29 protein-coding genes, 1 tRNA gene and 1 pseudogene are annotated in these 25,487 nt (G+C 64.7%); 19 read left to right on the top strand and 12 right to left on the bottom strand.

Annotation, left to right across the window (positions count from 1 at the left end):
* Nucleotides 1-311: 311 nt before the first annotated feature.
* Nucleotides 312-1,223 carry an NAD(P)-dependent oxidoreductase gene (locus AOM45_RS50295; RefSeq protein WP_236704068.1) on the bottom strand — a complete coding sequence of 304 codons (912 nt, stop codon included), beginning with the start codon at nt 1,221-1,223 and terminating at the stop codon, nt 312-314.
* A gap of 24 nt (nt 1,224-1,247) precedes the next feature.
* The gene (locus AOM45_RS45005; protein WP_236704067.1) at nt 1,248-2,042 is read right to left on the bottom strand and encodes a GntR family transcriptional regulator; all 795 of its coding nucleotides are present in this window, start codon (nt 2,040-2,042) and stop codon (nt 1,248-1,250) included.
* A 243-nt stretch (nt 2,043-2,285) separates the two neighbouring features.
* Here AOM45_RS45005 and AOM45_RS45000 point away from each other — a divergent pair, with 243 nt between their 5' ends.
* The 12 genes from AOM45_RS45000 (at nt 2,286) to AOM45_RS44950 (ending at nt 11,883) form a co-directional block, all read left to right on the top strand.
* A complete protein-coding gene (locus AOM45_RS45000) occupies nt 2,286-2,531 on the top strand; it encodes a hypothetical protein (RefSeq protein WP_030473514.1) in 246 nt (81 codons plus the stop codon).
* Nucleotides 2,531-2,776 carry a hypothetical protein gene (locus AOM45_RS44995; protein ID WP_030473515.1) on the top strand — a complete coding sequence of 82 codons (246 nt, stop codon included), beginning with the start codon at nt 2,531-2,533 and terminating at the stop codon, nt 2,774-2,776. Before AOM45_RS45000 ends, AOM45_RS44995 begins: the two co-directional genes overlap by 1 nt.
* Nucleotides 2,776-3,204 (top strand): RRQRL motif-containing zinc-binding protein, encoded by a 429-nt coding sequence (locus tag AOM45_RS44990; RefSeq protein ID WP_211263008.1) that lies wholly within the window; start codon nt 2,776-2,778, stop codon nt 3,202-3,204. Before AOM45_RS44995 ends, AOM45_RS44990 begins: the two co-directional genes overlap by 1 nt.
* 68 nt (nt 3,205-3,272) lie before the next feature.
* Entirely contained in the window at nt 3,273-3,734 is a 462-nt protein-coding gene (locus AOM45_RS44985) for a RapZ C-terminal domain-containing protein (RefSeq protein ID WP_051784738.1), read from the top strand.
* Nucleotides 3,734-4,057, top strand: coding sequence for a hypothetical protein (locus AOM45_RS44980; RefSeq protein ID WP_035913814.1), 324 nt, complete (start codon nt 3,734-3,736; stop codon nt 4,055-4,057). The genes AOM45_RS44985 and AOM45_RS44980 overlap by 1 nt, the downstream gene beginning before the upstream one ends.
* Entirely contained in the window at nt 4,054-4,887 is an 834-nt protein-coding gene (locus tag AOM45_RS44975; RefSeq protein WP_030473518.1) for a hypothetical protein, read from the top strand. Before AOM45_RS44980 ends, AOM45_RS44975 begins: the two co-directional genes overlap by 4 nt.
* Nucleotides 4,884-7,100, top strand: a complete 2,217-nt coding sequence (locus AOM45_RS44970) for an FtsK/SpoIIIE domain-containing protein (RefSeq protein ID WP_063757203.1) — start codon at nt 4,884-4,886, stop codon at nt 7,098-7,100. The genes AOM45_RS44975 and AOM45_RS44970 overlap by 4 nt, the downstream gene beginning before the upstream one ends.
* Before the next feature lie 297 nt (nt 7,101-7,397).
* Entirely contained in the window at nt 7,398-8,402 is a 1,005-nt protein-coding gene (locus AOM45_RS44965) for a bifunctional DNA primase/polymerase (protein WP_051784739.1), read from the top strand.
* Nucleotides 8,399-9,130, top strand: coding sequence for a DNA cytosine methyltransferase (locus AOM45_RS54080; protein ID WP_081902780.1), 732 nt, complete (start codon nt 8,399-8,401; stop codon nt 9,128-9,130). Before AOM45_RS44965 ends, AOM45_RS54080 begins: the two co-directional genes overlap by 4 nt.
* Before the next feature lie 37 nt (nt 9,131-9,167).
* Nucleotides 9,168-10,292: a DUF3631 domain-containing protein gene (locus tag AOM45_RS44960; protein WP_051784740.1), complete on the top strand. Its 1,125-nt coding sequence runs from the start codon at nt 9,168-9,170 to the stop codon at nt 10,290-10,292.
* The gene (locus AOM45_RS44955) at nt 10,289-10,474 is read left to right on the top strand and encodes a helix-turn-helix transcriptional regulator (protein ID WP_030473521.1); all 186 of its coding nucleotides are present in this window, start codon (nt 10,289-10,291) and stop codon (nt 10,472-10,474) included. The genes AOM45_RS44960 and AOM45_RS44955 overlap by 4 nt, the downstream gene beginning before the upstream one ends.
* Nucleotides 10,471-11,883, top strand: coding sequence for a tyrosine-type recombinase/integrase (locus tag AOM45_RS44950; RefSeq protein ID WP_030473522.1), 1,413 nt, complete (start codon nt 10,471-10,473; stop codon nt 11,881-11,883). Before AOM45_RS44955 ends, AOM45_RS44950 begins: the two co-directional genes overlap by 4 nt.
* Nucleotides 11,884-12,005: 122 nt before the next feature.
* Here the strand turns inward: AOM45_RS44950 and AOM45_RS44945 are convergent.
* Nucleotides 12,006-12,086: transfer RNA gene (locus tag AOM45_RS44945), tRNA-Tyr, on the bottom strand.
* 119 nt (nt 12,087-12,205) lie between these two features.
* On the opposite strand from AOM45_RS44945, the gene AOM45_RS44940 reads away from it, so the two are divergent.
* Nucleotides 12,206-12,697 carry a YajQ family cyclic di-GMP-binding protein gene (locus tag AOM45_RS44940; protein ID WP_030473523.1) on the top strand — a complete coding sequence of 164 codons (492 nt, stop codon included), beginning with the start codon at nt 12,206-12,208 and terminating at the stop codon, nt 12,695-12,697.
* Nucleotides 12,694-13,566 carry a glucose-1-phosphate thymidylyltransferase RfbA gene (rfbA, locus tag AOM45_RS44935; RefSeq protein ID WP_030473524.1) on the top strand — a complete coding sequence of 291 codons (873 nt, stop codon included), beginning with the start codon at nt 12,694-12,696 and terminating at the stop codon, nt 13,564-13,566. Before AOM45_RS44940 ends, rfbA begins: the two co-directional genes overlap by 4 nt.
* Here rfbA and htpX read toward each other — a convergent pair.
* From htpX to AOM45_RS44915, 4 genes are read right to left on the bottom strand one after another with little or no spacing between them, the layout of a single operon-like run.
* A complete protein-coding gene (htpX, locus tag AOM45_RS44930; protein WP_030473525.1) occupies nt 13,563-14,432 on the bottom strand; it encodes a zinc metalloprotease HtpX in 870 nt (289 codons plus the stop codon). The two genes, rfbA and htpX, sit on opposite strands and share 4 nt — an antisense overlap.
* 17 nt (nt 14,433-14,449) lie before the next feature.
* Nucleotides 14,450-14,902 carry a 4Fe-4S binding protein gene (locus tag AOM45_RS44925; RefSeq protein WP_030473526.1) on the bottom strand — a complete coding sequence of 151 codons (453 nt, stop codon included), beginning with the start codon at nt 14,900-14,902 and terminating at the stop codon, nt 14,450-14,452.
* Entirely contained in the window at nt 14,899-15,426 is a 528-nt protein-coding gene (locus AOM45_RS44920) for an NADH-quinone oxidoreductase subunit C (RefSeq protein WP_051784741.1), read from the bottom strand. The genes AOM45_RS44925 and AOM45_RS44920 overlap by 4 nt, the downstream gene beginning before the upstream one ends.
* Entirely contained in the window at nt 15,423-15,848 is a 426-nt protein-coding gene (locus tag AOM45_RS44915) for an NADH-quinone oxidoreductase subunit B (protein ID WP_030473528.1), read from the bottom strand. Before AOM45_RS44915 ends, AOM45_RS44920 begins: the two co-directional genes overlap by 4 nt.
* Before the next feature lie 285 nt (nt 15,849-16,133).
* Between AOM45_RS44915 and AOM45_RS44910 the strand changes: the two genes are divergently transcribed.
* On the top strand, nt 16,134-17,105 hold the full coding sequence (locus tag AOM45_RS44910; RefSeq protein WP_236704065.1) for a LysR family transcriptional regulator: 972 nt from the start codon (nt 16,134-16,136) through the stop codon (nt 17,103-17,105).
* A 24-nt stretch (nt 17,106-17,129) separates the two neighbouring features.
* Here the strand turns inward: AOM45_RS44910 and AOM45_RS51550 are convergent, their stop codons facing one another.
* The 4 genes and pseudogenes from AOM45_RS51550 to AOM45_RS44895 all read right to left on the bottom strand — a co-directional run bounded on the left by AOM45_RS51550 (nt 17,130) and on the right by AOM45_RS44895 (nt 19,462).
* Entirely contained in the window at nt 17,130-17,279 is a 150-nt protein-coding gene (locus AOM45_RS51550; protein ID WP_156094437.1) for a hypothetical protein, read from the bottom strand.
* A gap of 147 nt (nt 17,280-17,426) precedes the next feature.
* Nucleotides 17,427-17,777: pseudogene (locus AOM45_RS54075) on the bottom strand (transglycosylase SLT domain-containing protein); the annotation flags it as partial.
* A 918-nt stretch (nt 17,778-18,695) separates the two neighbouring features.
* A complete protein-coding gene (locus AOM45_RS44900) occupies nt 18,696-19,070 on the bottom strand; it encodes a hypothetical protein (RefSeq protein ID WP_030473531.1) in 375 nt (124 codons plus the stop codon).
* 11 nt (nt 19,071-19,081) lie between these two features.
* Nucleotides 19,082-19,462: a beta/alpha barrel domain-containing protein gene (locus tag AOM45_RS44895; protein WP_030473532.1), complete on the bottom strand. Its 381-nt coding sequence runs from the start codon at nt 19,460-19,462 to the stop codon at nt 19,082-19,084.
* On the opposite strand from AOM45_RS44895, the gene AOM45_RS44890 reads away from it, so the two are divergent.
* Both AOM45_RS44890 and AOM45_RS44885 read left to right on the top strand, forming a co-directional pair.
* The gene (locus AOM45_RS44890) at nt 19,452-19,916 is read left to right on the top strand and encodes a GNAT family N-acetyltransferase (protein ID WP_051784742.1); all 465 of its coding nucleotides are present in this window, start codon (nt 19,452-19,454) and stop codon (nt 19,914-19,916) included. The two genes, AOM45_RS44895 and AOM45_RS44890, sit on opposite strands and share 11 nt — an antisense overlap.
* Nucleotides 19,917-20,445: 529 nt before the next feature.
* Nucleotides 20,446-20,823 carry a MerR family transcriptional regulator gene (locus AOM45_RS44885; RefSeq protein WP_030473534.1) on the top strand — a complete coding sequence of 126 codons (378 nt, stop codon included), beginning with the start codon at nt 20,446-20,448 and terminating at the stop codon, nt 20,821-20,823.
* A gap of 837 nt (nt 20,824-21,660) precedes the next feature.
* Here AOM45_RS44885 and AOM45_RS50280 read toward each other — a convergent pair.
* Nucleotides 21,661-23,163: a P-loop ATPase, Sll1717 family gene (locus AOM45_RS50280; protein ID WP_081902784.1), complete on the bottom strand. Its 1,503-nt coding sequence runs from the start codon at nt 23,161-23,163 to the stop codon at nt 21,661-21,663.
* A gap of 212 nt (nt 23,164-23,375) precedes the next feature.
* Here AOM45_RS50280 and AOM45_RS50275 point away from each other — a divergent pair, with 212 nt between their 5' ends.
* Together AOM45_RS50275 and AOM45_RS44880 are read left to right on the top strand one after the other, a co-directional pair.
* Nucleotides 23,376-23,981: a pentapeptide repeat-containing protein gene (locus AOM45_RS50275; RefSeq protein ID WP_162185772.1), complete on the top strand. Its 606-nt coding sequence runs from the start codon at nt 23,376-23,378 to the stop codon at nt 23,979-23,981.
* A gap of 841 nt (nt 23,982-24,822) precedes the next feature.
* A partial coding sequence (locus AOM45_RS44880) for a transposase (protein ID WP_174517968.1) occupies nt 24,823-25,487 on the top strand: 665 nt, incomplete at its 3' end.

Here is a 25,487-nt window from a genome sequence, read left to right as displayed (position 1 = left end):
GTCCCCTGCGTCTCAGACGTCGGTAACTGCGGTAACTGCGGTAACTGCGGTAACCATGCAGGTCAGACGGTTACCGATAGAGGTGCGGTTACCGATCGGAACGGTAACGCCCCTCACCACCTCACGGCCTCCGAGGGCACAGATGCTGAAGCCGGGAGGGGGTGAACCAACAACGGTGTTCGGCGGCAAGACACTCGGGTTACCATCGCGATCGGTAACCGCCCCCTCTGCGGTAACCGTTTGACCTGCACGGTTACCGCAGTTACCGCAGTTACCGATGTTCCAGGAACCCCCTCCCGGCTACAGCCGTCCTAGAGGTAGGCCACGTTCGACGGCGTGCCGCCCGACAGGAACGTTGCGATCTGATCCGCCGCTACCCGGTAGCAAAGCCGATTGGTTCCGGGAACGGTACGAGCAGCATGCGGACTGACAATCGCTCCGGCGCAATCCCACATTGGATGCTCAGGAGGCAAGGGTTCAGGATCGGTCACGTCGAGAGCCGCACGGAGACGGCCGCTCCGTAGTTCGAGGACCAGCGCGTCCGTGTCGACGACTTGACCACGACCAGCGTTTACCAGCAGCGCGCCGTCGTCCATAGCAGCAAGGAACCTGGCATCCACAAGGCCTGCCGTCGTCTCCGTAAGAGGTGTAGTAACAACTACGACGGCGTGGCCCGGAATCAGTTGCGGCAGTTCGTCGGGTCCATGCACACCGTTTCGCGCGGAGCTAGCGACCAGCGTCGGTTCAGCCCCAAAAGCGTCAAGTTTTCGCGCAACTGCCATTCCAATGCTTCCCGCACCGACAATGAGAACGCGCTTGCCAGCGAGCGTGTCAGCGTCGAACTTGCGGTGGGCCCACGTGTGTTGGTCCTGAAACCTGACCAGCGCAGGCCATTGGCGCAACTGCGTCAAAATTGCCGACAGCACCCACTCAGAAACCGGACCCGCATGCGCGCCGCGCGCGCTAGCCACCATCACGTGCTTAGGCACGCGAGGCCTCCACTCATCTACGCCTGCCGAGAGAAGCTGCACCATCCGCAGGTTTGGCAGCACCTCAACCAAGCCGAGGGGTCGGTGACTCCCCCGGTATGGCGGCATGAGCAGTTGAACTGAACGCTGCAAATCGTCCAGGGCGAGGTCATTAGGATCGTATTCGACGAGTTCTAGCCCAGGTACGGCATCCAGGTACTCGTAACCACTCCTGTCGTCTTCCTCGTTGCTCACGAGAATTCTAGACACAGCCACGGATTACTCTCCCGCCAATTGCGCAATCAAGTCCCGCGCTTGCGTTTGCAGCGGAACGCCGGACGCGCTGTTATCGATGACCTTGTGCGGCATTGGCGGCCGGAAGTCGACGTCAATGACATCTAGATAGTCAGCCCAGTTCTCAATCTTGGACGCATCCCTGGCCGCGCCACGGTGCCGAATGTAGCTGTGCATAGTCGCAGGGTCGCAATACACCCACACAACAGTCATCGTGGCGTTCATGTCAGCACAGCTGGCCGCGATGCGGTTCAGCCACGCCGTATCTTTGAACTCTTTGATGAACGGTGCAGTAACGATCGCGCTGCTCCCACACTGAACATTCTCAGTCATTGCATTGATGAGGGCTTCATACTCCCGAGGACGCACCTTTGACAGATAGGTCTCCGACTCTCGATCATTCGGCGAGAGCCCCAGTATCTCAAGCGCAGCCTCAACGACAGGGCGAGTGAGCGTGTCTTTGTCCAGCATTGGCCAACCGGTAGCGCGGGCAAGAATCCTACCCAGCTCAGTCTTTCCACTGCCCGCATAACCGCCAATAAGAAGGACATGTGGCGCCACCGTGCGCATCTCGGTGCGATACACCTGGTCTGGCGCGTTCACGACGCGACCAGAGCGCTCCTTACTGATAACCAGGCCCTCTTCTATCAGAAGCTCCATCGCCTTATTGATCGTGAAGACGCTGACGCCCCACTCCTTCCCGAGGGCACGCGTGGATGGCAGCGCCTGCCCGTCGCGCAACAGACCAGCCGCGATCTGGTTGCGGATGTTGCGCGCCACCTGCTGGTAGCCAGCCTCAGCTCGCGCGACACGAGGACCCTCGCCTGACATGCAACCTCCGACCGCCTGGACTGCTGTTAGGTCGGAGCATACCAGCCGCCAAACAGTAAGCTGACCAGCGTTTGCGCTGGTAACAGACGTTTTCCGGGCAAATCACCACCAAACAGTTGACCTGCTCACATAACAACTGTTAGCGTCCTCCCTGTCGCCAGATGTGGCGGCGACCACACGGGAGGAACATCGATGCGCACCATGGAAGACCAGGGCAACTACAGCCCGGATGGGTTGAACGAAGCGTCGATCGACGCACTGATCTCGGACGTTGAGGACGAGTTGGCGGAGCTGCCGTTCGTCGCGACGTCCGCGTTGCTGGACGGCACGGCCCGTACGCAGCGGGACCGTCGCATCGTCAAGCGCACGTTGGGCGGCACGGTGACCGTCCTCCGCCTGCACAGCGCGGCCGTTCCGAGCGGGACGGAGGCGGCGTAATGAGCGAGCAGCCGCGTTTGGTCCAGCTCAACAACATGCCGGTGTCGCTGGTGAAGGAAGGCGACATCATCGACGGCCGCACGGTCCTTCGTGTGAACAAGCGGTGGACGAACCAGGAGCACCAGAGCGGCACGGTGCTCGACTACATCGTCTGCTGGACCGACGCCACGCCACCTGTGATCGATGAGCGGACGTTCTTCACGCCGGACACCCGCCTGACCGTGCAGCGTGATCGGGGCTTCTGATGGGCGCCAAGACGTTCCCCTGGGTGTTCACCCAGGTCCCATGGGCGGCCGGTCCTCAGTGGACGCGTGGCGTGCACGACGGATTGCCGTTGCTGTCCTTCGGGTGCGCCCCGCGCGACAAGCTCGCCACCTACCGGCAGTTGCGGGCGATGGACTTGCGTCCCAACGGACAGGACCCGGTGGCGGTGCTGTACGGGCGGCACAACGAGTCGGGCAAGACCTGGTTCGCGTCGCTGTACCTGATCGCGAACGCCGCGCCGGTCCGGCCGATGACGCCGGCGAAACACACCGCGCTGGCCAAGGCCAACCTCGCCCGCCGTATCTGCCGCAGCTGCGGCAAGGACCCGCTCTACGTCCTCCCGACCAGCACGCGTCAGTGCTGGAAGTGCTTTGAGGACACCGAGGACCAGGGCCAGCAGGCCGCTTAGCTTCGCCCCGAACCGGCAGCCCATCCGACCAAGAACGTCTGCCGATTCGGGTCTCCCACACCCATCAGATGAGTCAGGAGACCATCAGCATGTCCGACACCACCACTCCCCCTCAACACGCCCCCGGTATCGCGGGTGACGTCGAGGTCATCTCGTTCGGCTACCTGCACGGCCCCGCGCCGCAGGCAGACCTCACGTTCGACGTGCGCCGCTACCTCAGCGACCCCGCCGCAGTGCGCGACACCGGGTTGCTCGACTGCGACGGCCGCGACGACGACGTGCGCCGCGTCGTACTCGACACCTGGGGCGCGCCGGAGACGATCGACCTCGCGCTCGGCTTCGTTCTCGCCTTCCCGCACGGACACCGTTGCGTCATCGCGTTCGGATGCGCCGGCGGTCGTCACCGCTCCGTCGCGCTGGCCGAGGTCGCCGCGGCGGACCTGCGGACGATGGAATTCAACGTGACCGTGCGGCACCTGCACGTCCACCTGCCCCGCGTGATCGGCGACGAGTCGACGGGCTGTGCGTGATGAACTTCGCCGACAAGATCCAGCCCTGGATGCTGATCGCGCTCGGGCTGTGCGTGCTGCTGGTCATCGTCGCCGTCCGCGGTGGCGTCAAGGCCGCACACAAGGCGCGCCAGGTGCACCGGATGGGCGGCAACACCGTCCGCACGCTCATCACTACGACGGTGATCGGCGGCGGACAGTGGCTGATCCTCGCGAACTCCGCTGACTGGCGGGTGACTGCGGCTGCTCTGGCCGTGCCCGCGTTCGTCACCGCCGCACTGATCGTGCGGGCTCTCACCGTCACCACGACCGAGCACGCACACGTCAAGGGGGCACGGCGATGACCAGCGCATACCCGACGAAGTTGGAAGACGTCGTGACCAAGGTTCAGGCCATCGTCGCGACGGAGGGCAAGCTCCCCGCCCGCAACCGCATCATGCGGGAATGCGGCGTGGGCGCGAAGAAGGCGTCTGACGCGCTGGCCATGGTCGAGGGTGAGGGCCTGGTCCCGGCGACGGCGGCACCCGCGCCGGTCCGCCTCCTGCACTCGGTGCCCGCGACCAAGAACGCACCCGAGGTGCCCCAACCCGCCGTCGTCGAGGCCGTCCAGGACACGACGGAACTCCCCACCGTCGAGGTCGAGCACGAGCGGACCGACGTGACGGTGGACGCCCCGACGTCGCCGGCGGTCGAGGTCGTGCCCGCCGTGTCCGTCGAGGCAGTGCCTGCGGCGAAGCCGGTGCGGTCGTGGCCGTTGTGGGTGATCGCCCTCGGTGCGTTCGTCTCGATCTGGGGTGGTTGGGTCGGTCTCGGTGAGATGACCGGGTTCGGTCCGGTGCGGCTGCTGCCCGGCATCGCGGACAACTTCGTCATCAACTCCGCCATCACACTCCCGCTCGGTGTCGAGGCCTACGCCGCGTACGCGCTGCGGGTGTGGCTGTCCGGCGCGCTCATCGCCTCCGGTGCCCGCGCCTTCGCCAAGTGGTCGGCTATCGGGTCGCTCGTGCTCGGTGCCCTGGGGCAGGTGGCCTACCACCTGATGAAGGCCTCCGGCATGACGGTCGCGCCGTGGTGGATCACCACGTTCGTGTCGGTCCTGCTGGTGGTCGTGCTCGGTAGCGCCGCAGCCCTGACCCACCTGCTGCACGACGCCCGGACGGAGGTGCGGGCATGAGCACCTCGACCACGAACCCGCACGAGAACACCGAGTCCGACCAGGAGGTGAGCGAGATGACCGAGACCATCAGCGGGCCCGAGACCGTGGCCAAGGTGGTCCCGATCCGACCAGGTACCGAGGTCGAGCCGAAGGTGTTCGACGGCGAGATCGTCACCGACGCGGAGAGCGCGGAGCTCGACCGGCGCATGGTGGCGGACCGGGTTCGCGGCACGGCTGACGTGGCCGTTCGCATCCTGCGGGAGTCGGACATCAGCGTGCGGGTCCGGTCGGTCGTGGCCTACCGGGTGCGCAAGTCCCCGCGGGACTCGGCACGGCTGACGTGGTTCGCCATCCGTGGACTCGGGCGCTGGACGGCCAAGGCCTGGACGTGGGCGACGCACGGCGACCTGAGGGCCGACGCCCGCAACGCCAGGCTCGCCAACGACCCTGAGGCGCGGCGGTTCGCTCAGGAGACGTTGCGGGCGGACGCCGCGGCCCGGTGGGCGAAGCTGCGGTCCGCGCTCAAGGTCATGGCGATCATCGCCGCCGGCGTGCTGTTCCTGGTCGTGGTGGACCATGCGTTCGAGCGCGACCAGATGTGGAACTGGCTCTCCACCGTGTACGGGGTGCTGGACATCGTGCGGGCGGTGCTCAAGTGGATGCTCTGGTTCTCTCCGCTCGGCATCCTGCTCGCCGCCATCTGGGAGGGCCGCGACAAGGCTCCCGGTGCCGGGTTCCTCGTGCGCCCGGACCGCGACGACGCGGACTCGTGGGTGGACGAGCGCATGATCTCCACCGCGCTGGCCAACCTCGGTGTCGCGCCGCTGGACAAGTTCTTCAAGAACGGTGGCCAGTTGGTGTACTCGGTTCCGGCCCGTGTGGACGGTGACGGCACCTACGCACAGGTTCGCCTGCCGATGGGTGTCACGGCGGACATGGTGGCGGCGCAACGGAAGAAGCTCGCAGCGAACCTCGGGCGTGCGGCGTTGGAGACGTGGCCGACTGAGGGCGATGAGTCCGGCATCCTCGATCTGTGGGTGGCCGACAAGGGCAAGCTCGGTGGTGGCGCGGGTGAGTGGCCGTTGCAGCATGACGGCCAGGTGGACGTGTTCGAGGGTGTGCCGTTCGGGCTGACGCAGCGTGGCGCGGTCATCAACGCGATGCTGTTCGAGTCGAACTGGCTCATCGGCGGACGCCCTGGTCAGGGCAAGTCCGCGGCCATGCGGACGCTGCTGCTGGGTGCCTGCCTCGACCCGTCCACCGAGCACTGGGTGTACGTCATGGGTGAGTCGCCCGACTTCGAGCCGTTCCGGCCACGTCTGGCGCGCTACGCGATGGGCATGGACGACTCCGTCGCGGAGTCCGCTTTGCAGGCCCTGCGGGACCTGCTGGCCGAGATGGAGCGCCGGGGCAAGGTGCTCGGTGAGCAGCCGGGCCGCCCGCCCAAGACCTCCCGCAAGCTCGCCGACAAGCGCGCCCTCGGCTTGCACCTGCTGTGCTGCTGGATCGACGAGGTGCACGAGCTGTTCATGCACCCCAAGTACGGCAAGGAAGCCGCCGAACTGGCGGTGCGGCTGATCAAGCGCGGACGCAAGTACGGCATCGTGCTCGTGCTGGCCACCCAGTCGCCCACCAAGGAGTCGATCCCACGCGAGGTCACCCGCAACGTGTCCACCGGCATCGCGTTCTCCGTCGCCGACCACGTGGCCAACGACGGCCTGTTGGGCGCTGGCAAGTACAAGGCGGGCATCCGTGCCACCGACCTGCGGACCAAAGTGGACCGTGGCACGTGTGTCGCGGTCGGCATCAACGACAACGTGTTCGAGCTGGTGCGCAGCTTCTACGTGCCGTTCGAGGACGGGCTGGACATGGTGTCCCCGGTCATCGCCCGCGCCATGGCGCTGATGGAGGAGTCCGGTCGCACCGTCACGCCGACGGCCGAAGTGGAGAGCACGCCCGTGGTGGTCGATCACCTGGCGGACATCGCCGCGGTGCTCGGTGCTGACAAGCGTGTGCGCACGCAGACGGTGCTGTCCCGGCTCGCAGAGAAGGACGCCGCCACCTACGAGGGCTGGACGTTCGCTGACCTCAAGGCCGCTCTCGGCGACCACGACGTGGAGGTCGTGAAGTCGGACGGCGTGAAGGTCGTGCGCGCCGACGACGTCACCAAGGCACTCACTGAGCGTGACCGGTTCGCGGACGACGATGACGACGCGGACGACGGCGCGTAGCGAAGGGATCGGGTCAGGGACCCGCCGGGATGTCAGGGAGTTGTCCCTGACGGGTCCCTGACCGCAAGTCCCTCCCCTGACCAGCAGCAATCACCGTCAGGGACGCGACCACCGGCCGGTCGTCCGACCAGCAGAAACACCCAGATCGAGGCCCTTCGGGCCACTCATCCACCTCCCTCCCTGCCTGCGCGGCACCCACCACGGGTCACCGTGACGGCACCCTCATGCCTCAACGCGGTCACACAGTGTGAACGGTTCGCGGCGGCAGGGCGGAGGTAGCACGAGGAGATCCTGATCATGTCCGAACAGAACACACTGCTGACGCACGCACTCTCCGCAGCAGAGATGGGCTTCTACGTCTTCCCGCTCCGCCCCCGCACCAAGCGCCCCGCTCTGCACAGCGCGGAACGGTGCCCTAGGACCGAAGCGTGCCGCAACGGCCACCTCGGCTGGGAGCAGCGCGCCACCACCGACCCGAAGGTGATCGAGCGGTGCTGGTCTGCCGGGCCGTTCAACATCGGCATCGCCACCGGACCGAGCGGCCTGGTCGTGATCGACCTCGACACCCGCAAGTCACCCGACGACGTCCCTCCGCCACGCTGGAGCCGGGAGGGGATTCGCGACGGTCACGACGTGTTCGCCGCCGTCTGCGCGGAGGCGCGTGAAGACGTCCCATGGGAGACCAGGACCGTCCGCACCGCCCGTGGTGGGACGCATCTGTACTTCCGTGAGCCGTCCACTGTGGAGCTGCGCAACACCGAGGGCGAGCACGGCAACGGCCTCGGGTGGAAGGTCGACACCCGCGCGCACGGCGGCTACGTCGTCGGCCCCGGTTCGATCACTCCGGACGGCGAGTACAGCCTCACCGAGGACCGCTCTCCGCTCGATCTCCCGGTGTGGTTGGTCTACTGCCTCACTCCTAGGCCGCGTACGGCCGTCTCAGCGCCCGTTGTGGTGCCCTCACAGTGTTTGCCCCGCTACGTCACCGCCGCAGTCGACGGGGAGTGCCGCAAGCTCTCTACGGCCGTCTCAGGCGGTCACGACAGGGCCGCGTTCGTCGCGGGCATCGCCCTCGGGCAACTCGTCGGCGCCGGCGTTCTCCCTCCGGCTACAGCAGAAGCCCACCTCATGGCAGCCGCCACGCCCCTGATCAACGGGGAGTGCGACTGCACCGAGGGCAAGGTGCGACGCAGCATCCGCAACGGCATCACCGAGGGCACCGCACGACCGCGCCAGATGCCCGGCACCGAACGCCCCGCGCAGACCGCCACGCCCATGTTTGACGTGCGAGGCGCGGCATGAACGTCCTGTCGCTGTTCGCCGGAATCGGCGGTCTCGAACTGGGGCTCGAACGCGCCGGGATGACCGTCGTGGGCCAGGTCGAGATCAACCCGTTCGCCCGCTCCGTACTCGCTCGCCACTGGCCGGAGGTTGACCGCCATGACGACGTCCGCACCGCGCCCGCCTGGTGGCAGTCACAGCCACGCCCCCGAGTCGACGCCGTCTGCGGTGGCTTCCCTTGCCAGCCGTTCTCCATCGCCGGACAGCGACGCGGCATCGCGGACGAACGATGGGGATGGCCCTGGATGCGAGACGTCATCGACGCTGTTCGACCTCGATACGTCATCGCCGAGAACGTCCCCGCGCTCCTTAGGGACACTCACGCTTTTTCGATCATCCTCAGCGACCTTTCCGACCTCGGGTTCGCTGTCGAATGGTCAGTTGTCTCAGCGTGCGCCCTGGGTGCCTCACACCGACGACGCCGACTGTTCATCGTGGCGCACCCCGGTGGCGCGGGACTTCAAGGGCTACACGGGCCGCGAGGGCGAGTCGATCTGCAACCAGCTAAGGCGGATGTACGGCGGCGTTGGCCGGCCGAACCCCCGCTGGCTCGAATGGCTGATGGGGTTCCCCGTCGGCTGGTGCGAGACGACATCCACGCCCTCGGCAACGCGGTTGTCCCTGCTGTCTCAGAGCACATCGGACGACTCATCCTCACCGCCGCCGATGACGCCAGGAACGCGGCATGACGCCCCAGTCACACACGAACAGTCAGGAGACCTCCGGATGAACGCCACCACGCTCAACGGTGCGCAGATCCTCGACGACGTCCAGGCGTTCCTGTCGCGGTTCAACGCCTTCCCCGACGAGCACTGCGCCCCCATGCTCGCGCTCTGGTACGCCCACACCTGGGCAGCCGAACACTTCTACATCACCCCGCGCGTCGTGTTGTCCAGCGCGGAACCCGGCTCGGGCAAGACCCGCGTTCTGGAGGTCGCCCGTCACCTGGTCCGCACGCCGGAGATGACGTTCTCCGCCACCCCGGCCGCGTTGTTCCGCATGGTCGGCGCCGGACCGCTCACCATCCTGTTCGACGAGGTCGACGCCATTTTCGACAACAAGGGCGGCGGTAACGAGGACCTCCGCGCGCTGGTCAACGCCGGTTACAAGCGCTCCGCGACCGTGGCGCGTTGCAAGGGCGACGCGGGGAACATGGTGATCGAGCGGTTCCCGGTGTACGCCCCTGCCGCGTTGGCAGGCATCGCCGGGAACATGCCTGACACCATCACCACCCGCGCCATCACCATCCACATGCGCCGGCGACGTCCCGACGAACGAGTCGAGGCGTTCCGCGAACGGAAGGTGGAGGAACAGTCCGCACCGGTTCGCGAGGCACTCGCCACGTGGATGGAAGTGGTGGGCGAACGCGTCGGCGCGGCCTACCCGGACATGCCCGAGGGCGTCACCGACCGTGCCGCGGAAATCTGGGAACCGCTGCTGGCAATCGCCGATTTCGCCGGCGGGCACTGGCCGGAAACCGCCCGCGCCGCGTGCCTGCACTTTGTCACCGCGGCACAGACCAACCCGACGTCAGACCGAATCCGGCTGCTCTCCGACCTCCGCACGGTGTTCGCCGACCGTGGCGTGACCCGCATGAGCACCGTGGAAATCCTCGCCGTCCTGCACAGCATGGAGGAAGCGCCCTGGGGCGACTTCTACGGCAGGCCCATCAACGCACGTCAATTGGCAATGGAACTCAGCGCCTACGGCGTCAAGGTCACCGCCTACAAGAGCGGTGGCAAGACGTTCAAGGGCTACGTGATCGACGGCGCTCACGGGCTGGGCGACGCATGGGCGCGCTACCTGCCCGAGGAGAAGGCAAACGGGAACTCGGAGGGGGAACAGCCATGAGCCGACGCGAATTGCTGACGGTTGCCGAGTTCTGCAAAGAGTTCAAGGTGTCGCGCTCGACCCTGTACGAGTGGTTGGCAAAGGGTCTCGCACCGCGTCACGCCAAGTTGCCGAACGGCCAATTGCGGTTCAACCGCACGGACATCGAATCCTGGTACGGCTCTTGCGAGGTGGCAGCGTGACGACGACAAGCTATGACGTACGCATCTACGTGATCGACGTGTACAAGGGCAAGCGTACGACCACTCATTGGGTTCAGTGGTCAGTGGCAGGCCAACGGTTCAAGAAGCCGTTCAAGACCGACGCGCTCGCCAGTAGCGTTCGGGCTGAACTGCTGACGGCTGCCAACAAGGGTGAGGCGTTCTGTGTGGAGACCGGCCTACCGGTCTCCATGCTCCGCAAAGACATAACGGCCATGTCGTGGTTCGAACTCGTGTGCTCGTTCGTCGACATGAAGTGGCCGGACGCTGCGCCGACGCACCGCAAGTCCATCGCCGACGCCTTGGCGCCGATAACGGAAGCCATGCTCACGACCGATCGAGGCAGGCCAGAACACCCGGTGCTGCGGAAGGCTCTCCGTATCGCACTCAACACCAATCAGCGCTCGGTGACGCAGCCAAGTGACATCGCAGCGGCGTTGGAGTGGCTGTCGCGGAACACGCGGCCAGTTTCAGACCTCGCTAAGCCGGACGTTCTGCGGCAGGTCACCACGCAGTATGAGAAGAAGCTCGACGGCAAGCGCGCCGCGCCGGACACGATTCGGCTGCGTCGCACGACGTTCAGCAACGCGCTCGACTACGCCGTCGAAAAGAAGGCACTCACCGAGAACCCATTGACTGAGGTGAAGTTGAAGAAGCGCAAGACCGTGGTTCACCAGGTGGACCGGCGATCGGTTGCCAACCCGATCCAGTTCCGCACCGTCCTGCGCGAGGTACCGAACGGCGGGCGCACTGGCCGCAAGCTGGTCGCGTTCTTCGCGCTGATGTACTTCGCAGGCCTGCGACCCGAGGAAGTGAGCAACGTCCGGCGTGACCACCTGGCGTTGCCACCACGCGAGTGGAACCAGGCGCGTAGCTGCTGGGAAGTGCGTGAGTGGGGAGAGATCCACCTCGACAAGGCCGCGCCCGAGGTTGGTCCTGAGTGGACGGATAGCGGAGAGCGCGACGAGGAACGCGGGCTGAAGCACCGTGAGGACACCGAGGGCCGTCCTGTGCCCTGCTCGCCCGAACTGGCGCTCATCCTGCACGCACACCTCGACGAGTTCGGCACAGCACCAGGTGGCCGTCTGTTCGTCGCTGAACGCGGCGGACGTATCGGCAGCTCGACCTACGGCCGCACGTGGGCACTCGCGCGTGAAGCTGCGTTCACGCCGGCGGTGGCCGCGTCGCCGCTCGCCAAGCGGCCGTATGACCTGCGCCACGCCTGCGTGTCCATGTGGCTGAACGCTGGTGTTGAGGCACCTCGGGTGGCCGCATGGGCAGGGCACAGCCTGAACGTGCTGCTGCGCACGTACGCCAAGTGCATTGACGGAGGAGAGGAGACGGCCCGGCAGCGCGTCCAGGCAGCGCTAGGCGGCCCGGTCGCCGCCTAAAACTTCGGTACGTCCTCGGTACAGCCACTCGGAGAACGCCGGTTCGAGTCGTACACAACCGGACAACACGACAATGGGCCTGTGACCAGTTCTCGCTGGTCACAGGCCCATTTGCGCTGTTGTGGCGGGTAGAGGATTCGAACCTCTGTAGCTTTCGCGACGGATTTACAGTCCGCTCCCATTGGCCGCTCGGGCAACCCGCCCCACACCGTCGTAACGGTGCGGGCAGAACAATACATAACCCCTTCGGGAGGCCCCAAATCGGGGTCCCCCAGTAGCATCGACGCAGGCTGTGACCCCGAGATCGTTGAGGAGTGAAGTCGTGGCGGACCCGTCGTTCGACGTGGTGAGCAAGGTGGACCGGCAGGAGGTCGACAACGCGCTCAACCAGGCGGCCAAGGAGCTGAGCACGCGCTTCGACTTCCGGGGGACCAACACCACCGTGGCCTGGGCCGGCGAGGAGGCGATCACCTTCACCTCCGAGACCGAGGAGCGCTGCAAGGCTGCGATCGACGTCTTCCAGGAGAAGCTGGTCAAGCGGAACATCTCGATGAAGGCGTTCGAGGTGGGCGAGCCCGCGGTGTCCGGAAAGGTGTTCAAGGTCACGGGAAATCTCGTGCAGGGCATCTCGTCGGAGAAGGCCAAGGAGATCGCCAAGAAGATCCGCGACGAGGCGCCCAAGGGCGTTCAGGCGCAGATCCAGGGCGACCAGCTGCGGGTGTCCGGCAAGAAGAAGGACCACCTGCAGGACGTCATCGCCCTGCTGAAGGGCTCTGACTTCGGCATCGCCCTCCAGTTCACCAACTACCGGTGAAGGGCATCGTCCTCGCCGGTGGCAGCGGGACGCGCCTGCACCCGATCACGCAGGCCGTCTCCAAGCAGCTGCTGCCGGTCTACGACAAGCCGATGATCTACTACCCGCTGTCGGTGCTCATGCTGGCCGGCATCCGGGAAGTGCTGATCATCTCCACGCCGACGGACTTACCGCTGTTCCGGCGGCTGCTGGGGGACGGTTCCCAGTGGGGCATGAGCTTCTCGTACGCCGAGCAGGCCGCGCCGAACGGGCTCGCGGAGGCGTTCGTCATCGGCGCTGACTTCGTCGGTGGCGACGACGTGGCGCTGGTGCTGGGCGACAACATCTTCTACGGCCAGGGCTTCTCGAGCACGTTGCAGCACCACGCGTCCTCTTTGGACGGTTGCGTGCTGTTCGGGTACCAGGTGAAGGACCCCGAGCGGTACGGCGTGGGCGAGGTCGACTCGACCGGGAAGCTGCTCTCGATCGAGGAGAAGCCGAAGGAGCCGAAGTCGAACCGGGCGATCACCGGGCTCTACTTCTACGACAACGGTGTGGTGGAGATCTCCAAGAACCTCAAGCCGTCACCGCGCGGCGAGCTGGAGATCACCGACGTCAACCTGCACTACCTGCGCGAGGGTCGCGCTCAGCTGGTGGACCTGAGCCGCGGGTTCGCGTGGCTCGACACCGGCACGCACGACTCGCTGCTCGAGGCCGGGCAGTTCGTGCAGGTGCTGGAGCACCGGACCGGCGTGCGCATCGCTTGTCCCGAGGAGATCGCGCTGCGCATGGGCTTCATCTCCGCGCAGGAGTGCTACGCGCTCGGCGAGAAGCTCGGCAAGTCCGGGTACGGCGAGTACCTCATGGCGGTGGCGCAGGCAGGCCGTTAACGGGCCCTGCGCGCCATCTCCTCGAGCCTGCGGACGCGGTCGGCGATCGGCGGGTGGGTCGAGAACCACTTCGCGAACTGTTCCCCCGAGCGGAACGGGTTCGCGATCATCAGGTGGCTCTGCGACACCACCTCCGGCTCCGGTGCGAGCGGCGCCGCTCGCGTCCCCAGCTCGATCTTGCGCAACGCACTCGCCAGCGCGAGCGGGTCGCCGGTGAGCTCGGCACCGGACTGGTCGGCCTGGAACTCGCGCGAACGGCTCACGGCCAGGCGCACCACGGTGGCCGCGATCGGGCCGAGCAGCGCGATCAGCAGCAGGCCGAGCGGGCCGGGGCCGTCGTCGTCACCGTCGCCGCCTCCGAAGATGCCGGCGAGCAGGGCGAGGTTCGCGAGCATCGTGATCACGCCGGCCAGCGCACCGGCCACGCAGCTGATCAGGATGTCGCGGTTGTAGACGTGTGCGAGCTCGTGGCCGAGCACGGCGCGCAGCTCGCGTTCGTCGAGCAGGTCCAGGATGCCCGTGGTGCAGCACACGGCCGCGTTGCGCGGGTTGCGGCCCGTCGCGAACGCGTTCGGTGCGATGGTCGGGCTCAGGTAGAGCCTGGGCATGGGCTGGCGCGCCTTCTGCGACAGCTCCCGCACCATCGCGTAGAGCACTGGTTGCTCCACCTGCGACACAGGCACTGCCCGCATCGCGCGCAGGGCGAGCTTGTCGGAGTTGAAGTACGCGTAGGCGTTCACGCCCAAGGCCAACAGCAGGCCGATGACCAGCGCCGTCCGGCCGAACAGCCCGCTGATCACCACGATCAGCGCGCTCATCCCACCGAGCAACGCGGCCGTCTTCAACCCGTTGAAGTGCTTGTGCACGGTTCCGCCTCCGGGTTTTACGTCCTACCTCTCAACGAACCAGGCCTCCTGCCGGTTCCTGTCGCCGTTTCCGGCGCGGCCTCGGCAGCGGGGTCGAGCGGTGGTGGCGGCGGCACCTTCTCGACCCACGTGGCCAGCACGTCCCGTTCGTGGACCAGCTCCGCGACGGCGCCGTCGCCCTCGACCGAACCCGTTCCCGGATAGCCGAACTCCGGTGCCCAGTGCAGGGCGTCGAACGGGCAGACCTCGACGCAGATGCCGCAGTACAGACATTGGCCGTAGTCGATCGCGAACCGGTCGAGCACGTTGCGGCTGCGCGGCCTGGCGCTGCCCGGCTGCTGTTCGACCTCGGTGTGGCTCGTGATGTGGATGCACCAGTCAGGACACTCGCGCGCGCAGATCATGCAGACCGTGCAGTTGGCCTCCAACAGCGCGATGACGCCCCTCGTGCGCGGCGGAAGGCTGGTCATGACGTGCTCTCCTCTTCACGGCGCGGGCCCCACGACGGGTCCGGTACACCAGGCGGGGCGGTGCGGCGGCGGCTCGGGGCGCTCGTGTTGTCCTCACCCGGCTCCAACCGGCCGGGCCACGGGCGCACGACGCGGGAGGCCAGCACGAAGTCCTTGCGCAGCGGGTGGCCCTCGAAGCTGTCCGGCAGCAGCAGGTGCTCCGGCTCGTTGCCGACCGCGATGCCGAACATCTCCGCGGCCTCGCGTTCGTGCCAGCGCGCGCCCTTCCAGAGGTGCGCGACGCTCGGCAGGGAGTCGGTCTCGCCGAGCTCGGTCCGCAGCATCACGCCCTCGCGCGTGCGCGGATCGATGACGTGCAGGAACACGGCGTGACGCTGCCCGGCGGCACCCGGCCTGCCGGCGTCCTCGACGCCGAGCCAGTCGAACATCACGCAGCCCTCGGCGTGGTGGTGCGTGGCGGTACCGAGCCAGTCCGCGAGCTCGACGTGGTGGACCGTCTGGCCGAAGGCGGTCTTCGCGGTCATGAGTTCACCAGCCGGTGCAGCGCCTTGAGGCCTTCGAGCAGCGCTTCCGGCCGCGGCGGGCAGCCAGGAACGGCGACGTGGACCGGCAACGCCTGGTCGATGCCCTTGGTGACGCTGTAGGAATCCCAGTACGGGCCACCGGTGTTGCTGCAGGCGCCCACGGAGATCACGTAACGGGGTTCGGCCATGGCCTCGTAACTGCGGAGCACAGCGGGCAACATGACGTCCGTGACGGTGCCGGAGACGACGAGAACGTGTGCCTCGCCCGCGCCGTCGACGGGCGTGACGCCGAGGTCGGGAAGGCGGTCGAGAGCGGCCATCACTTCGACTCCGCAGCAGGCGAGCCCGAGTTCGAGGACGGTGACCCGGTAGGTGGTGCCCCAGTTGAGGACGACACCGTCCGGGCGAGCGGAAACGGTCACAACCAGCGAGGGTAATACTTGGGGGCCCACCGGCTTGCGCCTGGCGGACCCCCACCCCCCAATGATTCCCCCCGGAATCGGCTCCCACGCGTGGTCGCCGCGGATAGTTTTGTACACCCGCCGATAAGAGTCCAGGGATTTGCGGACAAGATCTCCAGATAATTTGTCGGCGAACTGCGGTCAAGTTCAGTTCAACTGATCGGTAGAACACCAGAGAGGGTTCCGATGTCCGGCTCGTCCCAGTTGGTGCTCCCCACCAGCACTTCACTGCATCGCCTGCTGAACATGCCCGGTGCACTCCTGGATACCACATTGGACCAGCTCAGGACGCTGTTGACGGTGCACGAGACCCGTTCGGCCCTACGAGCGGCTCGGGCGTTGGGACGAGAGCAGTCGAGCGTTCAGAAGCAGCTCGACACGTTGAACAGGAACTTCCGGCAACTGTGCGGTGAACCGCTCGTGGTGAAGCAGGGACGCGGAAAGGACGTGCTGTTCACGCCGACTGGTGAGTCACTCGTCGAATTGGCGCGGGAGACGCTCGCGGAGTGGCTCGACGGAATTCACGAGTGCCGCCGCAAGCTCGGCACGACCGTCACCGTCGGCACCACGCGATACATGCTCGACACGCTCGCGAAGGCGTGGCACCACGTCTCGGACGAGTTCCGCGAGCGCGACGTGGACCTCAAGGTCGTGCACATCCGCACCAAGGACATCTGGGCGAAGCTGGAGACGCAGGAGGTCGACCTCGTGTGCGGCAGCGTCGTGACCAAGGCCGGTGCCGGCTGGGAACGCCCCGAGTTCGACGTGATCGAGTGGCGACGCGGCGGCCTCGCGTTGCTGACGAATCTGCCGTCGACGGTTGTCGGCGACCGGGTGCGGGTACCTCAGTTGAGGTCGGTCCCGTTGGTCGTGCCGGGGGCGGGGCTGATCGCGGAGTTCCTGCGGGGGTGGTTCGGGCCCGACTACCGGCAGGACCTCGACATCGCGGCCGAGATCGACGAGATCCAGTACGGCATCTCGCTGCTGCGCTCGAACCTCGTCCAGGGAGCCATGATCGTGACGTCTGGTTTGGGCGTGGTGGCGTCGAACAACGAGCTTCGGGAAGGCGGAGGGCTTCGCGTCGTGGAGCTCTCAGATGACTCACTGGAGCGGCTTGTGGGCGTTTTCGCCCGAACGGACGAGCTGGCGAAGCATCCGGCGGATCACCCGCTGAACCTGCTGTGGTCGGCCTTCAAAGCAGAAGCGCCCCGGCCGTAGCCGGGGCGCCTCTGCTGTTTCCTTCTACTTCTTCGCGGGTGTCATGGCGTCGTGCTCAGGCCTCCGCTGCTCGACTTTGGGGCGCTGTTGGGCTTTGGCCATCTTGGCCAGCCAGTTCGTCGCCTCCGAGCGGATCTTCGCCAGCTCGTCGTCGCGTGCCTGTTGCTCGTTCATCGGCCACTCCCTGCGTTCGGGGATCGCTTCGATGGGAGCACTACCGGGCGTGTGCCCGCTAGGGCCGCCATGCTTGTGGGTGAACCTGTTTGACAGCATCGCCCGCCGATGGGTTTCACGCACCCCGACACGGCGAAACTGGCGTCTTTAGTACCCCCGGTACCCGCCGCCCAGGTTCATGCTGACCAACCCGGGGTGGTTCTGGAAGCCGCCGTAGCGCGCGTACGTGTAGCGGACACCGGCGATGATGTTGTCGACCGGCGCGAGGATGTTGTCGTAGCCGGGCAGCTTGTAGGCGCGGAACGTCGGGTCGATGCACTGCATGAGGCCCTTGGACGGCGTGCCGCGCAGCGCGTTGGAGTCCCAGTTGTTGACGGCGTTCGGGTTGCCGTTCGACTCCTTGATGATGATCGTGTAGATCTCGTCGACGCTGTTGTTGTCGATGTTGGTGCCATTGGCCTGCAGGACCTTGATGGCTTCCTTGATCCAGCCTTCGATCTCGCGCTGCTTGGCGGGCTTGCGCATCTCCGCCTGACGCTCGGCCTCGGCCTTGGCGGCGGCCTCGCGCTGGGCGTGGGCGTCCGCGGCGACCTTGGTCGCCTGCTCGAACGTCTGCATGGCGTACATCTGCTGGAACTGCAGGAGACGACCGACCTGATTGCCGGGGTTCACGTCGTGGATCGTCTGGATCGTCTTGGTGGCCTGCTGGTCGGGGAGAGCCCCCAGCTCAGCCGCGCCCGCCGCGAGTTCCGTGGAAGAACCGCTGGTGGCGGCGTTGGCGATGGCGGCGGTGCCGGCGGCGACACCTGCTGCGACGACGATGGCGCTCACGCGGTGAGCGAGCGGAACCTTGTCGTCCTCGGCCCGATGCGAGCCGGGTTTCACTTCTGGTCTGGGCACGACCGTGTACACGGTTCGGCCATCGGCCTTGCTGTGCCGGGCCAAGGGGGAGCCTCCTGCGTCGGGGAGCTTGGCCACCGGACTTGCTCGGCGGGGGATTCCGGGCCGGACTTTGGACCCTAGATGCTGCGGTTCCTGTGTCCTGCCGGTGACCAAACCGTTATCGGCGGGCGAGAACGTAACCTCGCGTCACGAGCGCAGGCAAGCTTGAGCGCCCGTTGGGTGACTCTCGTCACGTTTCCGAGTGATTGGGCTATCCGTTGCTGACAGACAGTCAACGAGCCGATTGCTCCATGCATAAGTTCATCGTTGCCTCCTGACGAACTGGCGAAGCTGTCTGTTAGTTCGGTGTGAGCCCAGCTCTCGTTATGGGTTAGTTCAACGACCACGCGATCGAGTGATGCCGTCACGCTTGGTAGTGGGTTCGAGGGCGGAGTGCTGACCTGCGCGGACTTGATCGCTGGACAGCGTTTTGTGCTGTTCTGATGAGAGGTACGGAGGGCGGGGGCCGACGGTTCACCCGATGTTGTGGGTGTACTGCTCCAGCGCCCTGAGCGCCCAGTCCGCGCTGTCGGCCGGCCCGCTGTTGAACGCGATCGCCGCCCGCGGCTGATGCCAGTGCACGAGGTTGACCACGGCCTGGAAGAGCTCCAGAGCGCTCTTCCGAATGCCACCACCAACCACCACGCAGTCGTACTGCTTCTTCCCCAGGTGCTCGACGATCGTGGCGTGCGCGGCCTCGAGGTCACCGAAGTCGATCAGGCACTGGTCCTCGGTGAGCCCCAGCTCCGCGAACCGCCTGCTGCCCTCGTCGAGACTCGCGGCGACGGCGCCGGGCTCGAAGCCGGGGATGGTGTCAGGGGCGAAGCCGATGAGAAGAACGTTGGTCACGTCCTCCGACGCTAGCGACTCCGCTTCTGCTCGAGAGCCTTGAGCACCCAGTCCGGACTGTCGCCGGCGCTGTCGTTGAACGCGATCGCCGCATCCGGCTGGTGCCAGTGCACGAGGTTGACCACGGCCTGGAAGAGCTCGAGCAGCCCCGGCCCCTTGCGGATGCCGCCACCGACGACCACCGCGTCGTAGGTGGTGCTTCCGAGCTTCTCGACGAGCTTGGCCTGAGCGCGGCCACCGTCGAGCTCGGCGAAGTCGATGAGGAAGAGGTCCTCGGCGAGCCCGAGCTCGGCGAACAGCTTGCTGCCCTGCTCGATGGCGGCGGCGACGGGGGCGGGGTCGAAGCCGGGGATGGTGTGGGGGTCGAATCCGATCACGAGGATGTTGGGCACGCTTCGACGCTACTGCGAAGACGCCGAGGGCGAGGTCGAGCAGTGGCTCGAAACCCAAGCAGCCGGCTGGTCCTCTGCGACGCGGTTCAGTTTCGCCGTGGTGGCGGACGACCGACCGCCTATCGGTCACGTGGTGGTGAAGGCGGTGACTGCCGGCGTGGCGGATGTCGGCTACTGGACCGTCGCCGCGGCCCGCGGTCAGGGCATCGCCGCCCGTGCCCTGGACACCGTGTCGCGGTGGGCGCTGGAGACGCAGGAGCTGGTCCAGCTGACCCACTTGGAGCTGCTGCACGCGAGGGGCAACCAGGCCTCCTGCCGTGTGGCGGAGAAGTGCGGCTACCTCCTGCGCGACCTGCTGCCCGCCGCTCCCCCTGCGTTCGCGGACAGCGGCCACCGGCACGTGCGCACGCCGTCCGGAGGCATGGACAGCGGAGGGCCAGACAAGGCCAAGTGAGTGCAGGTACGTCGCAGGAGACAGAAAATCTGTGGTGGCGATAGTAGACATTCTCCATCGCCCCGATGTACTCTTCTCCTTGTTGGACAAGAGACAACATGGCGCGGGAGATGACGAACTACCCGCGAGCTCGATCAGCAAGTGCAGGACGGTCAGATGTGCCGGAGCCGATCAGTGAACGGGGTTCTGGCAGGTGACCAAGGGCAGTCGGTGGAAGTGAAGCCGGCACGTGCATGAGGTCCGGCGCCGACAGCCACGTGAGAAAAGGTAGTAATCAGAGGAGAAGGGAAGGGTTGCACACCATCGGATCGCCCGCCTTCGGCTGAACTCTGCCGAACGGGTACCGCAGTTCCATCAGATTGGAAGGTGGTCTTCGGTTACGCACAAGCGATCCCCGCTTCGCCCGCTACTGACAGGGGTCATGCGGACAGAGAGAGTCGATCTCACGGTCGGCTAGGTGGAAGTGAAACCCAACAACCCTGGGGCCCCGGTGCTACGGCACCGGGGCCCCTCGTGATGCGGAGGCGCGATGACCCCAGCTAGTCCTGAAGCAGCGGACAACGAACCGCAGACCCCGGCCGAGAAGTTCGACGACGAGCACTACCCCGCCTACACGATGGGCCGGGCCGCGGAACTGCTCAACACCACGGCGAACTTCCTGCGCAGCCTGGACGAGGCGAAACTCATCGAGCCGCAACGTTCGGCCGGTGGACACCGTCGCTACAGCCGCTTCCAACTGCGTCTGGCCGCCCGAGTCCGCGCCTTGGTCGACCAGGGCACCGGCCTCGACGCCGCCTGCCGCATCGTCACGCTGGAAGACCAACTCCAGGAAGCCCGGGCACTCAACGCCAGGATGACGCCCCCGCCGGCGCCTGAGGAGCCGAGCCCGCCGTTGCAAGGCGTGTGACCCCCACATCCCGGACCGCACGCGGCGCTCGTGGTGACGCGAGACCATCCGTACATCGCGACAAGAACAGATCTGCGCTGGTCAGGACCCCGTTTCGGGTCTCCAACCAGCGCAGATCAGGTGACTGCGTGGGCGAGGTCTAACCGCGCAGTTCCATCGTGCGGAGCTTGGAAGATGGGCCGATCATGGCCGTGAGCTGCGCCTAAGGCCACGCCGGCAGTTCTGCGGGCGTGCTCTGTTCCGTGCATGTTCCGTGGGCAAGCGCGTGGGCTGGTCGACGCCATCAACAAGGTGAGTGGTACCGAAGTGCGAAGCCTTCCGGCCACATCCAAGGCCACCGAAGAAGCACGTCATGCCATGCGCGCCGCGTCGAGTTTGATGTTGCCACTGAACACGCTCCGCCGCCGACCATGGCGTCTCCATCAATCTCAGCCTTACCGATGCGGCCTCGCTGAATATCCTGGGTTGCACCTCGGCGACCCGTCGATCCGGCGGCAAGGCGGCGAAGCCGCCGCGGCAGTCGAGCGCCGCGCCCAGCTCGGTCATGGTGATCACCCTGGCGCTCGTTCGGAGCCATGGACCATCAGTCTCACTTATCTACATGCTCCGCTTCGCTTGCGCCTCCTGGTCGGCGCGCTGCGCCGCCCAGTCGACCAACGCAGCGAAGCGGATGCCAAGTGCGCCAGGACGGGAAGTTGCAGCGGTGTCAGCGTGAAGTACGCGCCGCCATCGGCGGCGCTTGCTCCCTCAGACCGCTTCTGCAGATTAAGAACCTTCGCGCAAGCGACATTGAGATGACTAACTGCCCAAAACCGAATTCAATGCTTCGATCTACACCTACTGAAGCCATTCCTGATCGAACGAAGACAACTCAAGTCGATCAAAAATGGAGTCATAGTCTTCTGGCTGCAATGCCCACCTATAAGCGGGATGTATTTCCCAATCAAATCCGAAGTCTACGAACTCGTCTTGAAGATAACGCTGTTCTTCAAAGTACTTACGCACGATCCCAGTCGCAGTCTCGCGCCGACCGGTCAAGAAGTTAATCCGATAGAGAAAGTTCGCAAGCTCCTTTGTTGTGGCAACCCTTCCACTCTTGAATGTAAACTTGCCTTGCTCTTGAATATTTTCTAGCTTCTTGTATAGGTCTGCGGTAGTATACACAAATCCGGCTCTGGCCGTCTTTTCTTTCACCGTCGGGCGCATGTTCAATACTAGGCGCTTAACGTCGGGGAGCTCAGATCGAAATTCGTTAACCGTATCCTGAATACGGCCCTGGGAATACTCCTCAAAGATTTCTTCAAAGTCGCCAGTGTATATACGGCTATGGTTATTTGCGTGCGCTTTCCTGGCGGCTAGCGTGCAGAGTTTCACCAGGTCTCGTGGCCGCTTGCGTATAAGGGACATGAGGACGCGATGAATGGGCGCGTTTCGCCAATGACCTTTTCCGCGAAAGATCTCATCCATTACATGATGGAGTGAAAGCGCAAGCTCACGCTGACTCGATTGCCGCAGCTTATCGTAGTCAGGATTCCTGCCAAAGAATGTCTCGATACGCTTGACAAGCAGAGCAAAAATCTCGTGGTTAGTCCAAGACTGCCAAATTACTGACCCCTCGATCTTGTCGGTGGACTCATCCGACGTGCGAACAAGGAAGTAGACGTCCGAGCGAAGACTTATCCGAAATCGAAGTTTGTCACGTTCCTCATTCACCAAATCCCGAACCGCATTTAGCAACGCAGAAATCCTATGTACGTCCGCCTTCTTCCCCTCCCAGCCCCTGTCTAGATCATCAATAAAAACTGACAGTTGACTAGACTTCAAGAACTCGGCCGAGAACTCTCGTTGACTTGAAGCAGAAGGTTCTGGACTCATCCGGATCGCGGCCTGCAAACCTGACACTATCGATTCAGCGGCTTTTACTTCCGTTACAGCACGTGAAGTAGGGATTCCTAGTTCCTGCGCTGCGCGCTTGGCTACCACTTCACGTAGACCGGTCTTCCAAACGCGAATCGCACTAAGGAAGTCGATTGCCCCCTTGGCTATGTCAGTGACGTCATCCGGTTTGATCTCAACTGTCAGCTTTGCCTTCTCACGGTTTTCCGCGACCGCTACCCTAAACAGGGCTGACTTGCCGATTCCTTTATGTCCCACCAGGATGCGAAGCGGCAGAGTAGTTGCTACCTGGTCGTACGTTGCTGACTTGAAGTAGTATTCGCGTAGCCGCTGTGGGGCTTCATCTTCTGCTGCTTCATGCCCGAAGAGTTTCTGGATCTCTTCCTCGCCAAAGCCAAGTGTCACCTGCGGCTCCTCGGGTGTGTATCGTTTGGGTTCGGACATCTTAGCATCCACTGGACCGACAGCAAGGGGTTGCGATGTATTATCTACGGGCGACACTAAGAGCTATTGCAATAGGAGCGCTCTTTCTGGGTTCACTGGCGACGCTTCTGATTCTAATTTGGAAAGTTCCTGAGCTTTTGACAGGGTCTCGGCTGAGTCGACTGTCGGACGTTGAACAACTAAAAGCTCTAAACGATGCAAGAGTGCCGATCGTGGCTGCAATCGCTGGGATCGGCGCGGGGGTTGGAGCCATCTTTGCGGCCCGTACGTACTCGCTAAACAAAGTGTCAGCACATGCAGACCGCTACGCAAAAGCCGTTGAACAGTTGGCTAGCGAAAAGCTGGAAGTCAGGGTGGGCGGAGTATACGCGCTTGAATCGGTAGCGAAGGTCCTACGAGGCGATATTTCGCCAGTAGCAGAGGTGCTGGCAGCTTTTGTACGCGCTGGAAGCATTCGGGATTCCGGAGACTCCGCATCCGATATTCACGCTGCCGTCAACGTTCTGACCAGAGGTCTTCTCGCTCGAATCCCAGCTGACATGACAGGTGTAAGGTTCGCAAAAATCCAACTAAGAGGCAACTCATTCGCCAAGGCAAGCATCCGCGAAGGCGACTTCAGCATGGCAGACCTGACTAGAGTTTCTTTTCAATCAGCAAATCTACAACTTGTCGATTTTACTGGAGCAAAGCTGAATAGGGTGTCATTTGCTGGCGCCGACCTAAGTGGCGCCGATTTCCGGGGGGCAGTGATCGAGAAATGCTCCTTTAAGAAAGCGAATACTCAAGGCTGTCGCGGTCTACCGGTCAGCCAATATTGACTCGAATGCCTGCGACCTCAAGTTCGATGGGGACTTTTCATACCCCAAAGTGTGCAGATTACGTCAAAACGCAACCAGGCCTGCGACCTAGAATTCTCCGTGGCCGGGAATCGGTCCTTGAACCGGGTTTGCGCTCCCCTCTGTCTAACCTGGATGCTTGCCGTTGGTTGTCTTGAACTCGGAACTTTGAGGTCGTCCATCCCAACCGCGTGTCAAGGGGACCTACCGCCTAGCAAGATCATGCGCAGGGTCGGCCCATGACACATGGAGTTTTCCGAGGAAGGTCATGCGGTGATGATTCGTGCCCCGATCACGCTCAAACGCGATGTGCTGGCATGTTCCTGCACAATTTCGGAGACCTGCCCGTTCGACGAGGACATGTCCTGAGCTCACCGCGGTTCACTCTGGGGGACACTGGCCGTGCCTCTCCGACGACGGCGACCGGCTCGCATGCCTCGCCCGCCGCGCTCGGACGCCGGAGGCGGCCTTGGGCGCGGCGGATAGAAGAGGCGTGCCGGCCTGTCGTCGTCGGATGGGCGCCAACGGCCAGTGGCCCCCGGAGGGGGCCGCCTTGATGAAGAAAAGAAACTTCGTACACCGTAGCCAGCCCAACCGACCAGGCATGCGTACTCACGCGTCGATCAGACGAGCTCGCGGCTTACAACGTTGCTGTCCAGGCTGACGTCTACCATCCTTGGTCCAACTTGCCGAGGGCATGACTAGCCCGCTGCTTTCGTGCCGATTCGTCGTGACGGTGTCGCTCACGGAGAAAGGTGCTCTGAACTGCAAGGATGTGACTTGTCGAGGGTCATTTCCGTGCCAGTTCAGGAGCACCTTTCTGGTGAGCAAGGCTACCGGGTCCTACCCATCGTTGATGGTCGACTCCACTGCGAACGGGATCGTGTCCTGCGCGGGCGCGACACTGCTGGTCGACACGGCGACCAAGACCGGCTTGGACCAGGCATTATCGGCGGCGCTAGCCCCTTGGAGACACCCGAACGCGATCCATGATCCCGGCAAGATCCTGTGCGATCTGGCGATCACGCTGGCCCTGGGCGGAGACTGCCTGGCCGACCTCGCCACGCTACGGGCCGAACCGGGTGTGTTCGGCCTGGTCGCCTCCGACCCCACGGTCTCCCGGCTGATCACCACCCTTGCCGCGGACGCGGACGCGGCACTCGCGGTCATCGACTCCGCCCGCGCCGCCGCACGAGCCAGAGCGTGGACACTGGCCGGCACCCACGCCCCGGACCACGACATCAGCCCCGACCATCCGCTGATCATCGATCTGGACGCCACACTGGTCACCGCGCACTCGGACAAGCAGAACGCGGCACCGACATTCAAGCGTGGCTTCGGTTTCCACCCGCTGTGCTCGTTCGCCGACCACGGCGCGCAGGGCACCGGCGAACCACTGGCGGTCATGCTCCGGCCAGGCAACGCCGGGTCGAACACCGCCGCCGACCACATCGCGGTGACCCGGGATGCGTTGCGGCAGTTGCCGTT

This window comes from Lentzea aerocolonigenes, from assembly GCF_000974445.1.
Classification (GTDB): Bacteria; Actinomycetota; Actinomycetes; order Mycobacteriales; family Pseudonocardiaceae; genus Lentzea; species Lentzea aerocolonigenes.
Note: the sequence above shows the minus strand (reverse complement) of the source record. Positions and strands in the feature narration are given on the sequence as shown.

Coding starts and splice junctions, on each gene's coding strand:
- AOM45_RS45000 (WP_030473514.1), top strand. CDS start 2,286: ATGCGCACCATGGAAGACCAGGGCAACTACAGCCCGGATGGGTTGAAC.
- AOM45_RS44995 (WP_030473515.1), top strand. CDS start 2,531: ATGAGCGAGCAGCCGCGTTTGGTCCAGCTCAACAACATGCCGGTGTCG.
- AOM45_RS44990 (WP_211263008.1), top strand. CDS start 2,776: ATGGGCGCCAAGACGTTCCCCTGGGTGTTCACCCAGGTCCCATGGGCG.
- AOM45_RS44985 (WP_051784738.1), top strand. CDS start 3,273: ATGAGTCAGGAGACCATCAGCATGTCCGACACCACCACTCCCCCTCAA.
- AOM45_RS44980 (WP_035913814.1), top strand. CDS start 3,734: ATGAACTTCGCCGACAAGATCCAGCCCTGGATGCTGATCGCGCTCGGG.
- AOM45_RS44975 (WP_030473518.1), top strand. CDS start 4,054: ATGACCAGCGCATACCCGACGAAGTTGGAAGACGTCGTGACCAAGGTT.
- AOM45_RS44970 (WP_063757203.1), top strand. CDS start 4,884: ATGAGCACCTCGACCACGAACCCGCACGAGAACACCGAGTCCGACCAG.
- AOM45_RS44965 (WP_051784739.1), top strand. CDS start 7,398: ATGTCCGAACAGAACACACTGCTGACGCACGCACTCTCCGCAGCAGAG.
- AOM45_RS54080 (WP_081902780.1), top strand. CDS start 8,399: ATGAACGTCCTGTCGCTGTTCGCCGGAATCGGCGGTCTCGAACTGGGG.
- AOM45_RS44960 (WP_051784740.1), top strand. CDS start 9,168: ATGAACGCCACCACGCTCAACGGTGCGCAGATCCTCGACGACGTCCAG.
- AOM45_RS44955 (WP_030473521.1), top strand. CDS start 10,289: ATGAGCCGACGCGAATTGCTGACGGTTGCCGAGTTCTGCAAAGAGTTC.
- AOM45_RS44925 (WP_030473526.1), bottom strand. CDS start 14,902: ATGACCAGCCTTCCGCCGCGCACGAGGGGCGTCATCGCGCTGTTGGAG.
- AOM45_RS44920 (WP_051784741.1), bottom strand. CDS start 15,426: ATGACCGCGAAGACCGCCTTCGGCCAGACGGTCCACCACGTCGAGCTC.
- AOM45_RS44910 (WP_236704065.1), top strand. CDS start 16,134: ATGCCCGGTGCACTCCTGGATACCACATTGGACCAGCTCAGGACGCTG.
- AOM45_RS51550 (WP_156094437.1), bottom strand. CDS start 17,279: ATGAACGAGCAACAGGCACGCGACGACGAGCTGGCGAAGATCCGCTCG.
- AOM45_RS44890 (WP_051784742.1), top strand. CDS start 19,452: ATGTTGGGCACGCTTCGACGCTACTGCGAAGACGCCGAGGGCGAGGTC.
- AOM45_RS44885 (WP_030473534.1), top strand. CDS start 20,446: ATGACCCCAGCTAGTCCTGAAGCAGCGGACAACGAACCGCAGACCCCG.
- AOM45_RS50280 (WP_081902784.1), bottom strand. CDS start 23,163: ATGTCCGAACCCAAACGATACACACCCGAGGAGCCGCAGGTGACACTT.